Origin of the sequence: Acinetobacter wanghuae, assembly GCF_009557235.1 — a bacterium.
GTDB lineage: Bacteria > Pseudomonadota > Gammaproteobacteria > Pseudomonadales > Moraxellaceae > Acinetobacter > Acinetobacter wanghuae.
Genome location: NZ_CP045650.1, coordinates 433731 through 445689 on the forward strand (window position 1 = coordinate 433731; position 11959 = coordinate 445689).

At 41.1% G+C, this 11959-nt stretch carries 15 protein-coding genes; 2 read left to right on the forward strand and 13 right to left on the reverse strand.

The window, feature by feature from the left end:
- Window positions 1-46 precede the first annotated feature (46 nt).
- The 6 genes from msrA to GFH30_RS02010 form a co-directional block, all read right to left on the reverse strand.
- Window positions 47-565: a peptide-methionine (S)-S-oxide reductase MsrA gene (gene msrA, locus GFH30_RS01985; protein WP_153370651.1), complete on the reverse strand. Its 519-nt coding sequence runs from the start codon at window positions 563-565 to the stop codon at window positions 47-49.
- A 101-nt stretch (window positions 566-666) separates the two neighbouring features.
- Window positions 667-1122, reverse strand: coding sequence for an META domain-containing protein (locus GFH30_RS01990; protein WP_153373331.1), 456 nt, complete (start codon window positions 1120-1122; stop codon window positions 667-669).
- 108 nt (window positions 1123-1230) lie between these two features.
- Window positions 1231-2277 carry an Lnb N-terminal periplasmic domain-containing protein gene (locus GFH30_RS01995; RefSeq protein WP_153370652.1) on the reverse strand — a complete coding sequence of 349 codons (1047 nt, stop codon included), beginning with the start codon at window positions 2275-2277 and terminating at the stop codon, window positions 1231-1233.
- Between the two features lie 28 nt (window positions 2278-2305).
- Window positions 2306-2818 (reverse strand): dihydrofolate reductase, encoded by a 513-nt coding sequence (locus GFH30_RS02000; RefSeq protein ID WP_153370653.1) that lies wholly within the window; start codon window positions 2816-2818, stop codon window positions 2306-2308.
- 177 nt (window positions 2819-2995) lie between these two features.
- Window positions 2996-3838 (reverse strand): thymidylate synthase, encoded by an 843-nt coding sequence (gene thyA, locus GFH30_RS02005; protein WP_153370654.1) that lies wholly within the window; start codon window positions 3836-3838, stop codon window positions 2996-2998.
- Window positions 3839-4010: 172 nt separating this feature from the next.
- Complete coding sequence (locus tag GFH30_RS02010; RefSeq protein ID WP_153370655.1) at window positions 4011-4502, reverse strand: lipocalin family protein; 492 nt, start codon at window positions 4500-4502, stop codon at window positions 4011-4013.
- Between the two features lie 396 nt (window positions 4503-4898).
- Here GFH30_RS02010 and GFH30_RS02015 point away from each other — a divergent pair, with 396 nt between their 5' ends.
- Complete coding sequence (locus tag GFH30_RS02015) at window positions 4899-5423, forward strand: CHAP domain-containing protein (protein WP_153370656.1); 525 nt, start codon at window positions 4899-4901, stop codon at window positions 5421-5423.
- Here GFH30_RS02015 and GFH30_RS02020 read toward each other — a convergent pair.
- The 3 genes from GFH30_RS02020 to lgt form a co-directional block, all read right to left on the reverse strand.
- The gene (locus tag GFH30_RS02020) at window positions 5420-5752 is read right to left on the reverse strand and encodes a hypothetical protein (protein WP_227551542.1); all 333 of its coding nucleotides are present in this window, start codon (window positions 5750-5752) and stop codon (window positions 5420-5422) included. The genes GFH30_RS02015 and GFH30_RS02020 overlap by 4 nt on opposite strands.
- A gap of 61 nt (window positions 5753-5813) precedes the next feature.
- On the reverse strand, window positions 5814-6200 hold the full coding sequence (locus GFH30_RS02025; RefSeq protein ID WP_153373333.1) for a hypothetical protein: 387 nt from the start codon (window positions 6198-6200) through the stop codon (window positions 5814-5816).
- 92 nt (window positions 6201-6292) lie between these two features.
- Entirely contained in the window at window positions 6293-7102 is an 810-nt protein-coding gene (gene lgt / locus GFH30_RS02030) for a prolipoprotein diacylglyceryl transferase (protein WP_153370658.1), read from the reverse strand.
- A 105-nt stretch (window positions 7103-7207) separates the two neighbouring features.
- Between lgt and GFH30_RS02035 the strand changes: the two genes are divergently transcribed.
- Window positions 7208-7990, forward strand: a complete 783-nt coding sequence (locus GFH30_RS02035; RefSeq protein ID WP_153370659.1) for an NRDE family protein — start codon at window positions 7208-7210, stop codon at window positions 7988-7990.
- 38 nt (window positions 7991-8028) lie between these two features.
- On the opposite strand, the gene GFH30_RS02040 is transcribed toward GFH30_RS02035, so the two are convergent.
- From GFH30_RS02040 to tatA, 4 genes are all read right to left on the reverse strand, one after another.
- Window positions 8029-10251, reverse strand: coding sequence for a PhoX family protein (locus GFH30_RS02040; protein ID WP_153370660.1), 2223 nt, complete (start codon window positions 10249-10251; stop codon window positions 8029-8031).
- Window positions 10252-10431: 180 nt separating this feature from the next.
- On the reverse strand, window positions 10432-11208 hold the full coding sequence (gene tatC / locus GFH30_RS02045) for a twin-arginine translocase subunit TatC (RefSeq protein WP_153370661.1): 777 nt from the start codon (window positions 11206-11208) through the stop codon (window positions 10432-10434).
- On the reverse strand, window positions 11205-11627 hold the full coding sequence (gene tatB, locus GFH30_RS02050) for a Sec-independent protein translocase protein TatB (protein WP_153370662.1): 423 nt from the start codon (window positions 11625-11627) through the stop codon (window positions 11205-11207). Before tatB ends, tatC begins: the two co-directional genes overlap by 4 nt.
- 9 nt (window positions 11628-11636) lie before the next feature.
- Window positions 11637-11855, reverse strand: coding sequence for a Sec-independent protein translocase subunit TatA (tatA, locus tag GFH30_RS02055; protein ID WP_153370663.1), 219 nt, complete (start codon window positions 11853-11855; stop codon window positions 11637-11639).
- Window positions 11856-11959 lie beyond the last annotated feature (104 nt).

Consider the following 11959-nt stretch of genomic DNA (forward strand, 5'->3'; position numbering starts at 1 on the left):
CCTTCAAAAAAAGCGACCTTGAGGTCGCTTTTTTTATGTCATGACTTTATTTAAGTAAGTCGACAAACTTACTACGTAGCTTATTTAATTTAGGCGGGATTGCAAAGTTGCAGTAGCCTTGATTGGGATTCTTTGCAAAGAAGTTCTGATGATAGTCTTCGGCTGGATAGAACGTTGGGGCAGGGCTCAGTTCAGTCACAATATTAATGCCTTCTGCTTTGAGTTCATCAATCATGACTTGTGCTTCATCGCGCTGAGTTTCATTTAAGTAATAAATGACAGAGCGATACTGTGTCCCGACATCGTTACCTTGGCGGTTCAATGTCGTTGGATCGTGTGTGGCAAAGAACACATCCAGAATTTGTTTAAAACTGATTTGACTGTCATCGAAGTCAATTAAAATCACTTCTGCATGATTGGTATCACCACGGCAGATATCGTCATAGGTGGGATTGGTCGTATGTCCACCTGCATAGCCGCTTACGACTTTCTCAATGCCTTGAATTTGTAGAAATACTGCTTCCGTACACCAAAAGCAGCCACCACCTAACAGTGCTTGTTGCATGCCTCTATCCTTTATGGAGTTAAAAAGTCTCTTTCTTGATTGTATACCGAAATCAAGTGATATAAAAAACCTGAATCATCAGGCTTTTTTATAGAAAGAAATTAACGTGGTTGAATAGGTGTTTCAAGCTGAATCAATAAGTTGCCATGTTTGTCGAGCAGTTTTAAGGTTTTTGCATACACTTGATAATGGGTCACTTTATTGAGTGCTACATTAAAGTCTCGATCAATATTGTTGTTATTGAGGCAAGCCATTTGAGTACCCGCCATTTGACTTAATGTCAGTGTGTCGCCTACGACTTGGTAGCTGCCCATAATGCGATTACAGCCATCTGCACCTGAAACACGCTGTGATGCTGAATCAAATTGTAGGCTTGGAATATTGCGTGCAGTTGGTGCGGTTTTAATTTCGGTATTGCCAATTTGAGTGGCGATCCAAGTACGGTTTTGTAGACGTTCTGCATTTTGCGCAGATTGTTGGTTATTTGGCATGGTTTCACAGCCCGCAAGCATGACTACAGAACTCAAGATCGCAATAGACATTGATTTTTTTAACATCGGATTCACGCATTCTCATGTTGTTGTTATTTGTATATAAACAAAAAAACAGCATGCTGACCAGTTTAATTTGTATCTGCATAGACGTATAAAAACGGTCATTTAGGCTTAATCTATCTTCGGTTTGGGCAAGCCATTTCGAATTATTTCAGAATATTGCTCGCTGCTCATGTGCTGAAATGATTTTACCTTTGGATTGACATGCGCACGTGCATACCATGTTTGCATGTTTAACGATGGATCAATGGCATTTAAGTCGTGCATATAATTAGGCAAATAGCCCGAAGCAATCAAACGATAGTCAAAGGGAAGTGGCTGTTTAGACACAGCTTGCACCATATCAAAGACCAAAGTCGTGCAGTTACTGGTTAAGGTGTTGTACCACTTTGGCTGCTTCGCTAATTCATCCACTTTCAGTAAATATTCTTCAAATAATGCCTTTGCTTCAGCTTTAGGCATATTGACGGGGAAAAAATAAACTTGCTCACCACGGGTATTACTGCGCGTATAAATAATATCTTTTTCATCTGATGCGACAAGGCTAAGCTCAAACTTGCGGAAGAATCCACCAATCGCAGAAAAATCTTCCGTTTTCTCTTTGCGAATTTCAATAGAAAAGGTCAGCGGTTTTTGATTGGCAAAATCAAAACTCACCAACGTATGCGCAATTTGTGGCCCCATCCAATAGGAGGTCACAATATTTACCCCATTAATTTGATCAAGATCAAACTGACGCGTTTCCCAACGTTCAATGTAACTGCCATTCGCCTTCCAATCAAAATTGCGAACATTGTGCAAGGTGACCAAATTGCCTTGTTTTTCGTAGCTTAAAACTTTAGCAACCTCAGGATTCCACTCACGATCTTGCCGAGCTTCTAGGCTAAAATACCAAAATAAGCCCAACAAAAATGCAAAAATATACAGAAGAATATCAGCGGGTTTTGAAATAAGATGACGGCTAAAATACAGCCCCAAGACACAGCAAGAAAATAGTGCCCACAGTACAATCAGGACGATACTTCCTATATTTCCTAAGGGCTGTTGTATCCAAACAGCAAGACCGAGCCAAATACTTGAAATCAGCACAAATAGGCTGAAAATGACAGTAAGAATCCAATTGCTCCAAGCGGGTAAAGCCTTGCTGGTGTTTTGCATACCGAGATCTTATTTGAAATTATATGCTTTATTTTCGGTAGGTTGCGAACTCGAAAGCAATCCCAGTTTTGTCGTCAATGTGTTGTTCTGAGGCAATTTTTTTGAACTCAGCAGGAATGGCAGGATAATAAGCATCACCTTGCACATCTAGTTCAACATGGGTCAGTTCTAAACGGTCTGCAATATTCAGTGTTTGTTTAAAGATTTCACCGCCACCGATAATGAATACGGTTTCTGGTTTTTCTGAGGCTTTAACATCTGCTACTGCTTGAGTTAGAGCATCCTCAATACTATAAGCCACTTTAGTACCTTCAAATGCCCAATGCTGATCACGGGTAATGATCCAATTAACGCGTTTAGGCAAGGTTCGTCCCATCGACTCTAACGTCTTACGTCCCATCACCACCACACCACCTTGGGTGATTTCTTTGAAATGTTTCAGGTCAGCCGAAATATGCCACGGTAAATCATTGCCTTTACCAATACAGCGCTGTTGATCCATGGCAACCACGTGTACCACTTCTAAGTTTTGAAATGCCATTTTGAAAAATCCTTGAAAGCATCCCTGAATTCATCCAAATTTTTGCTTTTTGAGAGGGATGAACATGGGATTAAACAATTGAGGTTGAATCATTCTTAATTTTAGACGGGGGAATGTGAGGTTTTGACCTCTCCCTAACCCTCTCCTTAAAGGAGAGAGAATACAGAAATAGGTAAATTAAACCGCGACAGGCGCTTTAATGCCCGGATGTGACTCATAGCCGACAATTTCGATGTCTTCAAATTTAAAATCGAATAAATCTTTGACTTCAGGATTCAACTTTAACTGACATAAACCGAGGGGTTCACGGCTAAGCTGTAATTTGGCTTGTTCAAAATGGTTGCTATATAAATGCGTATCACCACCTGTCCAGACAAAGTCACCGACATCTAAGTCACAGACTTGTGCGATCATGTGGGTCAATAGCGCATAGCTTGCAATATTAAATGGCACACCTAGGAACACGTCAGCACTGCGTTGATACAACTGACAAGACAATTTGCCGTTATGTACAAAGAATTGGAACAAGGTATGACAAGGTGGCAAAGCAACCGTACCCGCTTCATTCGGGTTCCAACCTGACACGATTAAACGACGTGAATTCGGATTGGTTTTAATTTCATTGATGAGCCATTGAATTTGATCAAAGCCATCTTTGTTAAAGCTGTTATCTGGGTTTTTAGTCGCACCAAAGTTACGCCATTGATGACCGTAAACTGGCCCTAATTCGCCCTCAGGACGACCAAAGCGCGCAGTTTGTTCCGCAGTAGACCATTCATCCCAAATTGAAACTTTATGGTCTTTTAAATATTGAACGTTGGTGTCACCTTTTAAAAACCACAACAGTTCAATCACGATTGAACGGAAATGCACTTTTTTAGTGGTCAATAAAGGAAAACCTTTTGAAAGATCAAAACGCATTTGATGACCAAAAACCGAACGTGTCCCAGTCCCAGTACGGTCGCCTTTGTCACCGCCGTTGTCGAGGATATGTTGTAAAAGGTCAAGATATTGGCGCATAGTTCTCTCTGTAAAATATGTTAAAAATGCTCAATACAAAGTTGAGTCATTTCAATTTGAGCTCATCATACCATTTTTTTTTCGGACTTCGCAGCGCTGAAATTTGCGATACTCAATCTTATATCCGTAAATAAAAAAGCACCCAATTTGGGTGCTTTGAATAAACAAATATTTAAGCTGTTTTATGACCTGTATGTACGCTATGGATTAAATCTGTAAGATCGTAACCGATAGATTGTGCATATGCTAAATATTCAGCTTTGGTTGCTTCATCGAGGTTAGGCGAGCGATGCAAAAGCCATAAATACTTTTGATTTGGTTCACCAACTAAAACAGTTTGATAGTTGGCATCAATTTTTAACACCCAATAATCACCTTTAGTGAATGGAATCCAACGGAAGCCTTCAGGTAGGAAACTGACTTCAAGCTTGCCATTTTCAGCATCAACAATCGTTGCTTCACCAATAGATTCATCGAGTTGCTTATTTTCATCTAAGCAGCGGTTTTGCACGCGTACTGTGCCATTTTCATTCAGTGAATAGACTGCTGAAATATCGGTGCTGTCTTCAGGTTGGTGTTTCATGGGTAAACGTGCAATTTCGTACCACGTCCCTAAATATTGTTCTAAGTTGAAATTCGAAACGGTCGTTAAATCTTGACTCATTATTTTCTCCGATTGCCGGTTGTTGTTAAAAGGGATGCATTAGTCTAAACAGAATAAGGCCTGAAAAATGATGTAAAGATGTAGTGAAATGTTGTCAATTGAGGCTCAATGGTGAGCTTATTTGTCTCAAGAAGGGCTAAAATTTGATGTAAAAATAAGCAAAACGGATGCTTTTTAGCTGCTAAATTGAGCGATTATTTACGTAATAAAACATAAATTGTAAATGCAGTGATTTGGGAATTATTATTCAAAACAATATGATATCAGGTATATGTTTCAGTTTTGACAAGAAATTTTACATTTCTAGGGTGAATATTTACAATGATCCAGTTAGTATGATCAGCCTGTGAAATAGATAAATGCCGTAAAGATTCGGCGAGGAGCGATTGGTAAAGAATGGTTTATGATCAACCCGTGAACACGAGTGAAATTCATGCTCCTGTCCAAGCAAACATCATAGTACGTTCCCAATCGGAGCAAAAGCCTAAAAAATCTTCGCAAAAAAATGCGGTGAAATCGACGCACACCAGTTTTGGTTCTGGAACTGGTCAACGTATTGATATCTCTAAATTCACTAGTTTCTTGCAGGGTATTAACCGCAGTACCAGTACACAAAAATGTGCCAAGAGTATTCGTGTAGGCTTACAGTCTGCGGGTGCGAAAATTGTGAATCACCCTGTCGCAGCAGCAGATTGGGGCAGCACCTTACAGCAAATTGGCTATAAAAAAATTAATCTTTCTTTTGATCGTCCTAAAAAAGGCGATATCTATATTATTGATCGTACTCAGAAAAACCGTTATGGGCACATCGCTGCATATTCGGGTAATGCTTGGGTATCTGACTTCAAGCAAAGTGGTTATGCGGTATATCGCAACCAAAATGTTAAATATAGCTACTACCGTTTAGATACAGACAACTAAGCCTCATCTCTAGGTGCTTCAAATCGTTTGGCACGTTTTTCATAGATAGAGACCAGAAATAAGCCCACCGCCATAAAGCCGATTAGTTGAATGACTAAGGCGAAAGTGTCGAGTGGGCTTTTTGCATCTGGAAAATATCCCATCATCGTGATTAAAACCACAATTGGAATAATGTTGTTCAAAGATTGAAAACCATTTCGATAAGGATGATTGGCTTTGAGCTTGAGCCTAAAGTGACGCATAACATGAATCAAGATGCCGAGTCCAATACTGATCAAGCTCAATACAACATCTAATTGAATTTGAGTTGATGCGATATAGGTCGCCATGCACGTCACAATAATGACGATGAGCTTAAATTGACGGCTACAAGCCTCGGAATACCAAAAATTAAGCATTAGTTGAGTTCTGCGTGTTTTGATTGAGTAAAGACAAAGGCGAAAATAGGCAAATTGCTAAGGTCATAAAACCAACCCCTTGCACACCCGGCAACAGAATTTCCCCATCTTTCATATTCATAAAGATAAGCGCCAAAAGCAGTGCGATTGGAATCCAAGTCAGTAAGCGGTAGAGTAAACTTGTTGGCTGTAGACTTGCGAAATGCACTTTGCAATAACGACAAATTAGAAAAATAATACCTGTACCCGCAAACATTAAAATCGCATCAAGTTTAAGCGGTTCCATCCAATACAAAGCAGCCGTGACTAGGGCAGCCACAACAAAAATAAGTATTTTTTTTAAAATCGATATCTGTGGATTAAACCAGAACTCAAGCATTTTTGTTTCTTTGATGAGGTGAATATCAGGCACTTTAGCATATTTTAAAGCGAAAAAAAGCGAGGCTATTGCCTCGCGATCACTTCAAAATTTTAGTTTGTTTTTTGTGGACCCCAGTCATAGGTTTTCTTTTGGTACGCATACCAAAGCATCCAAAGACCAATCAAGATCATAGGTAAACTTAAGAATTGACCTTTACTCATCCAGCCAATAAACAACTGCCCATTGTCGGGTTCGCGGAAAAATTCGGCCATAAAGCGCGCCAAACCATAACCTGTCAGGAACACTGCTGAAACTGCCATACGTGGACGCGGTTTTGAACTAAACCACCATAACACCACAAACAGAATCAAACCTTCGAGCAGTGCTTGATAAAGCTGCGATGGGTGACGCACCAATTGTAATGGATCAGTAGGGAAGATCATACCCAATGCAAAATTGGGATCGGTCACTTGGCGACCATAAAGTTCACCACCAATGAAGTTACCAATCCGACCAAACATCAGACCTGTTGGTACACAAGGCGCAATAAAATCCAAGGTTTGGAACCATGTCATCTTATATTTTTTACACCAGAATAGCATTGCCCCCATGACACCCAAGAATCCGCCATGGAAGCTCATGCCGCCTGTCCAAATTTGGAATAACCAAAGTGGATCTGCAAGGAATTGTGAAAAGCCATAGAACAACACATAACCAATGCGCCCACCTAAAATGACGCCCAACGCCCCATAGAAAATCAGGTCAGAGACCATATCCGGTGTCCAACCGCGCTCTTTCGCACGATAGCTTGCGAGTCCCCAAGCAAATAAAAATGCCAGTAAATACATCAGTCCATACCAATGAACTTGCAGTGGACCGAGCGCAATTGCGACGGGATCAATATTTGGATAGGTGAGCATTCATGTACCTTGTGATTCTGTTTTGAACAGATTTTAGCTGAAAGCGTGGAAAAATGTTGTACATTCAATGTGTAAAGATCAAAACCTGACGGATGAGCAAGCAATATGTGTATTGTGGCCTTGGCTTGGCAAGTGTTAGAACAGACACCTCTATGTCTGATTTCAAATCGAGATGAGTTTTATCATCGACCGACAACTGCTTTACATCATTGGAATAATAGTCCCATTGTGGCAGGTCAAGATTTGCAATCGGGTGGTACATGGATGGGTGTGACTGAAACAGGGCGTTGGGCAGTATTAACCAACTTCCGTGATGGTCATGACCAGAAAACCTACCCAACTTCACGAGGGCATATTATCCAAGATTTCTTATTGTCCGATTTAACTCCCATTCGTTTTGCACAAACATTAGAAAAACAACAATGTGATTATGCTGGCTTTAATCTGTTTGTGGGCGATCAAGCACAAGCGGTATACATGAGCAATCGCGGAGAGCCGCCACAAGTGCTTGCCCATGGTGTATATGTGGTATCGAATGGTTTAATGACCGAGCATTGGGAAAAAACACGACATTTACGTAAACGCTTTACTCAAGAATTTCTGCCGATGTTGCAGCAGCATACGATACCAAACTCTGATATACACCATGCAGCATGGGATATTTTAGAAGATCAACGCAAAATCCTTCCAACTTTATTACCCAATACAGGAATTTCTAAAGAGATGGAGCACTTATTGTCATCGACGTTTATTCAAAGTCCGCTTTACGGCACACGTTGTTCTAATCTTTTAAGCTTAACGAAGGATGAATGGCATTGGCTTGAAAAGAGCCAACAGGGTGAACATGCAGGACAGACAATTGAATTGAAGATTCCTGTTCAGCAATAAAAAATGCCGACATGCAGCCGGCATTTTAAAGCTTTATTTTAAGCTTGTTTTGTTTCTAATGCTTCACCTGCAATAACACCACCATCTTTACGGGTAATGACGACTGTTGCAGAACGTGGACGAGAACCAATACCCGTACTGATTAAATGCTGAGATTGGTTTGACGGCCAAGTGCCACCGGGATGCTGCACATTGACAAAAATAGCTTTGTAATCTGGCGTCATGGTCACACCTGTAATTTCACAACCGGCTGGACCGACAAGGAAACGACGTAATTGACTGTCATCGAGTTTGCTGCCTACAGGTGTCTTTTGTGAACCTGTGCCTGCAGTGGCTACCGCAACGCCACCATCGCCAATCTTACCAGGCAGTGCAGCAAGCATCATACAGTTGGTAGTGTCAGTATACGCACCATCATCAGTTTGAATCCAAAGCACACCGCGTGGGTCGAACCACATACCATCTGGGCTTGAAAAATCATTGTTATCTGTTAAGCCTGATAAGTTCACGCCCGGCAATGAATCTGACTCTGCACCGAACAAGAAAATATCCCACGTAAATGATTTTGCAGTGACATCATCTTGATCCTCACGGAAACGAATAATGTGTCCATTAATATTGCCGCCTAGACGATTGTTTTTGTCGTCATCATCTGCGTATTGACGAGGGTTGGCGGCATCAATCTGATGAGCTGTACCACGCTGTGAGTTATTGGTGAGCGTGACATATACTTCGCCATTTTCGGGATTCACCGCAACCCATTCAGGTCGATCCATCTTGGTTGCATCCGCAGCATCGGCTGCAATACGCGCATGTACAAGAATATCGGCTTGGTCTTGGAATTTGTATTTTTCATAGCTTGTGATTTTAGGGTTATTCATCGATAACTCTAACCATTCGCCTTTCGCTTCACCAGTTGCATCGTTGAAATCGAATTTCGCCACATACAATTGACCATTGTTCATGTATTTATCGCCGGCTGCATAGCCACCATTGACATCACTTGGATTCCAGAGCGCGTTCGAGATAAATTTATAGATGTATTCGCCTTGAGAATCATCACCCATGTAAAACGCCAGTGGCTTGCCAGAAATGGCACGGCTTACGCGGCAATCTTCGTGTGCAAAACGACCTAATGCGGTACGTTTTACCGGTTTACTCCGGTTGTCGAATGGATCGATTTCGACAATCCAACCAAAGGTATTGATGGTATTACGATAGTCTTGGCTTGCACTTTCAGCCACCGCTGCCGTATTCCAGCGGCTGAACATATCTGCTTGTACCAGCGATGGGTTTTGAATGCTCTGCCAGTTATAACCGCTTGCTTTATTCGATACTTTATAGCGTGATAACGCATGTTCGGTCATTTCGTCGCGTAAGTCGGCATTTTCACCTTCTTTTTGACGAGCAAGATATTGGTTAAAGTTTTCTTCGGTGGTGAGATAGGTTCCCCAAGGGGTATAACCATTACCACAGTTATTGATGGTGCCGCGTGTCACAATAGAAGTTGGATCAAATGCGGTTTGCACTAATGCATGTCCACGCACAGGACCGCGAAACTCGATTTCAGTCGCAGCAGTAATACGACGGTTAAAAGGCGAGTTTAAATCAACGCGGATTTCTTGCGTTTTTGGATCTTTATGTAAATGAATAATCGAGACACCATGCGCATGGATTTCTCGCAGTGCTTCATCTTCAGTGATTGTCGCTGCATTAAAGCTACGGCCACGTGGATGTAAATCACTACGTTGGATATATTCATGGTTCATGACCAATAAGCCTTGCTCCGATGCATTGGCATCGTAGTTTTGCTTCGCTACGTTAAGCCCAAAGAAGGTCATACCATCGTGGTTGTCACCGACACGGCGCTCATAAGAAATACCACTTGGAATATCATTTTCATTCCATACAGGAAGGCTTGAATGGAGTGGGTCACCCACAGCATGCAAAATTTTAAAATCATAACCTTCTGGAACAGAGAATTTAGAAAGGGTATGTTTTTCAACGGGTTTAAATTCTAATGATTCTGGTTTTGCGTTGATATCTGGGGTATCTGGATTAGTTGGGCTTAGTTGATCATCATTGTTGTCATCATCACTACAGCCTGTTAATGATGTAGCAAGAGCTAAAGCAGCTGCGCCACCCGCAGTTTTTTTAATTAAGTCACGGCGTGTGATCTGTTGGTTAAACAATTCATAAAACGCTGAATTCCCCGAGTTGTTACTGTCATAATCATCATTAAAGTTTTCTAAATCAGTCATGTTGGTTCCTAGCTTGGTGCTGGATTGTTATTGGGTTAGCACTAAATTAACTGCGTAATATGACATCGCGGTGAAGCTTATATGTCAGTCGCATGACAGATGAATTGATGGATGAGCCAAGCCATAAAAAAGCAGCCGAAGCTGCTTAAATTTTATAATTTTTAGATCGTTATCATTATTTTAAAGGGTTTTAAGACGTCTTTTTTCTAGCATTTTTCCAGCGAATAAGCCAAGTTCAAATAGCATCCACATTGGTACAGCAAGCATGATCATCGATAAGGCATCGGGTGGGGTAACGAACATCGCGACAAAGAAACAGCCGACAATAATAAAGCGTCTTTTTTCGACCAACGTTTGTGTCGATACCAGACCCATTAAAATCAGCACCAACGTGATAATTGGAATCTCAAAGGTAAACCCAAACACCAAAAATAGCTTTAAGCAGAAACTTAAATAGCTATTGATATCGGTCATGGGCGCGACAGTTTCGGGTGAAACACTGATAAAAAAATGTAAAATGGAAGGCAGTGCGACAAAGTAGGCAAAGCTTATGCCCAAATAAAATAAAGCAATACTGCCTATGAGGAGTGGCGTTGCTAAACTTTTTTCTTTTTCATGCAGGGCAGGTTTAATGAATGCCCACAGTTGATATAAAATAAAGGGCATCGCCATCATCAGTGCAATAAAAAAATTCAGCTTAAAGGGTGCCATGAAGGTTGCCGTTACATCTGTCGCAATCATGGTTGAACTTGCAGGAAGCTGCATGCGCAGCGGTGCTGATAACATCTGATAAGTATGATTGGCAAAAGGCAGCAAACAAAAAAATAAGCCAATCAGTACTGCCACGATTTTAAATAAGTGTTTGCGTAACACTATTAAATGTTTCGTAATCGGCATTTCTTCAAGCGAAATGCGTTCAGTGTGTTCTTTACTTGGGCTTGAGGGAAGTGAATTCATATAGCCACCTTCAGTTCGGCATAAACATGGTTGTTTTGTGGCACGTTCACATTAAAATACTGTGGCAAGTACACGCTATTTAAAGGGTGTGTCATCGGGTGATAGCAACAGTGAGCCTGAGATAATGTTGGTTTTTTTTCAGTTGCGCCAGATTGAATCGGTTGTTGTAATTCGTTCATTTGCATCTGCATTTTCATTTCAAGTTCTTGAATGCGTTTTAGCTCAGTTTGCATTTGCTCACGCAGTTCAGACAAACGTAGCTCACGGTCAAAATCATTTTGAATGTTGCTCACGGTACGCTTGATTTTGCCGTACCATTTACCGATAAAGCGTACTGCTTCAGGCAGTTTCTCGGGACCAAGCACCAAAAGTGCAATGATCCCGAAGATCAGGAGCTCAGTCATTCCAATATTGAGCATAGCAATCTCTTAGTGCTTAAGTGTGTTTTCAGCAACGTTGACATCGGCATCGATGGTGCGCGCTGCCTGAGTTTGAGACGCTTGTTGTTCTTCTTCTTTCATCGATTTTTTAAAGTCTTTAACCGCGCCACCTACATCCTTGCCGAGGTTTTTAAGTTTGGATGTGCCAAACAATAAAATGACGACGATTGCAAAAATCAGTACGTGCCAAATTGATAGTCCTGCCATGTGGTTATCCTCTTATTGAAATAGCTTTATCTCAACAGGCTTATATGACAGCAGGGTGACGATTATATTTCTATTTAGAGACATATTAAGACGCTCTTTGAATG

Excerpts from the sequence above, each read along its gene's own strand:
- GFH30_RS02035 (WP_153370659.1), top strand. The coding sequence starts at position 7,208 with ATGTGTATTGTGGCCTTGGCTTGGCAAGTGTTAGAACAGACACCTCTA.
- GFH30_RS02020 (WP_227551542.1), bottom strand. The coding sequence starts at position 5,752 with ATGGCGACCTATATCGCATCAACTCAAATTCAATTAGATGTTGTATTG.
- GFH30_RS02010 (WP_153370655.1), bottom strand. The coding sequence starts at position 4,502 with ATGAGTCAAGATTTAACGACCGTTTCGAATTTCAACTTAGAACAATAT.
- GFH30_RS02015 (WP_153370656.1), top strand. The coding sequence starts at position 4,899 with ATGGTTTATGATCAACCCGTGAACACGAGTGAAATTCATGCTCCTGTC.
- tatB (WP_153370662.1), bottom strand. The coding sequence starts at position 11,627 with ATGCTCAATATTGGAATGACTGAGCTCCTGATCTTCGGGATCATTGCA.
- tatC (WP_153370661.1), bottom strand. The coding sequence starts at position 11,208 with ATGAATTCACTTCCCTCAAGCCCAAGTAAAGAACACACTGAACGCATT.
- msrA (WP_153370651.1), bottom strand. The coding sequence starts at position 565 with ATGCAACAAGCACTGTTAGGTGGTGGCTGCTTTTGGTGTACGGAAGCA.
- GFH30_RS01995 (WP_153370652.1), bottom strand. The coding sequence starts at position 2,277 with ATGCAAAACACCAGCAAGGCTTTACCCGCTTGGAGCAATTGGATTCTT.
- GFH30_RS02025 (WP_153373333.1), bottom strand. The coding sequence starts at position 6,200 with ATGCTTGAGTTCTGGTTTAATCCACAGATATCGATTTTAAAAAAAATA.
- tatA (WP_153370663.1), bottom strand. The coding sequence starts at position 11,855 with ATGGCAGGACTATCAATTTGGCACGTACTGATTTTTGCAATCGTCGTC.
- GFH30_RS01990 (WP_153373331.1), bottom strand. The coding sequence starts at position 1,122 with ATGTTAAAAAAATCAATGTCTATTGCGATCTTGAGTTCTGTAGTCATG.
- lgt (WP_153370658.1), bottom strand. The coding sequence starts at position 7,102 with ATGCTCACCTATCCAAATATTGATCCCGTCGCAATTGCGCTCGGTCCA.
- GFH30_RS02040 (WP_153370660.1), bottom strand. The coding sequence starts at position 10,251 with ATGACTGATTTAGAAAACTTTAATGATGATTATGACAGTAACAACTCG.
- GFH30_RS02000 (WP_153370653.1), bottom strand. The coding sequence starts at position 2,818 with ATGGCATTTCAAAACTTAGAAGTGGTACACGTGGTTGCCATGGATCAA.
- thyA (WP_153370654.1), bottom strand. The coding sequence starts at position 3,838 with ATGCGCCAATATCTTGACCTTTTACAACATATCCTCGACAACGGCGGT.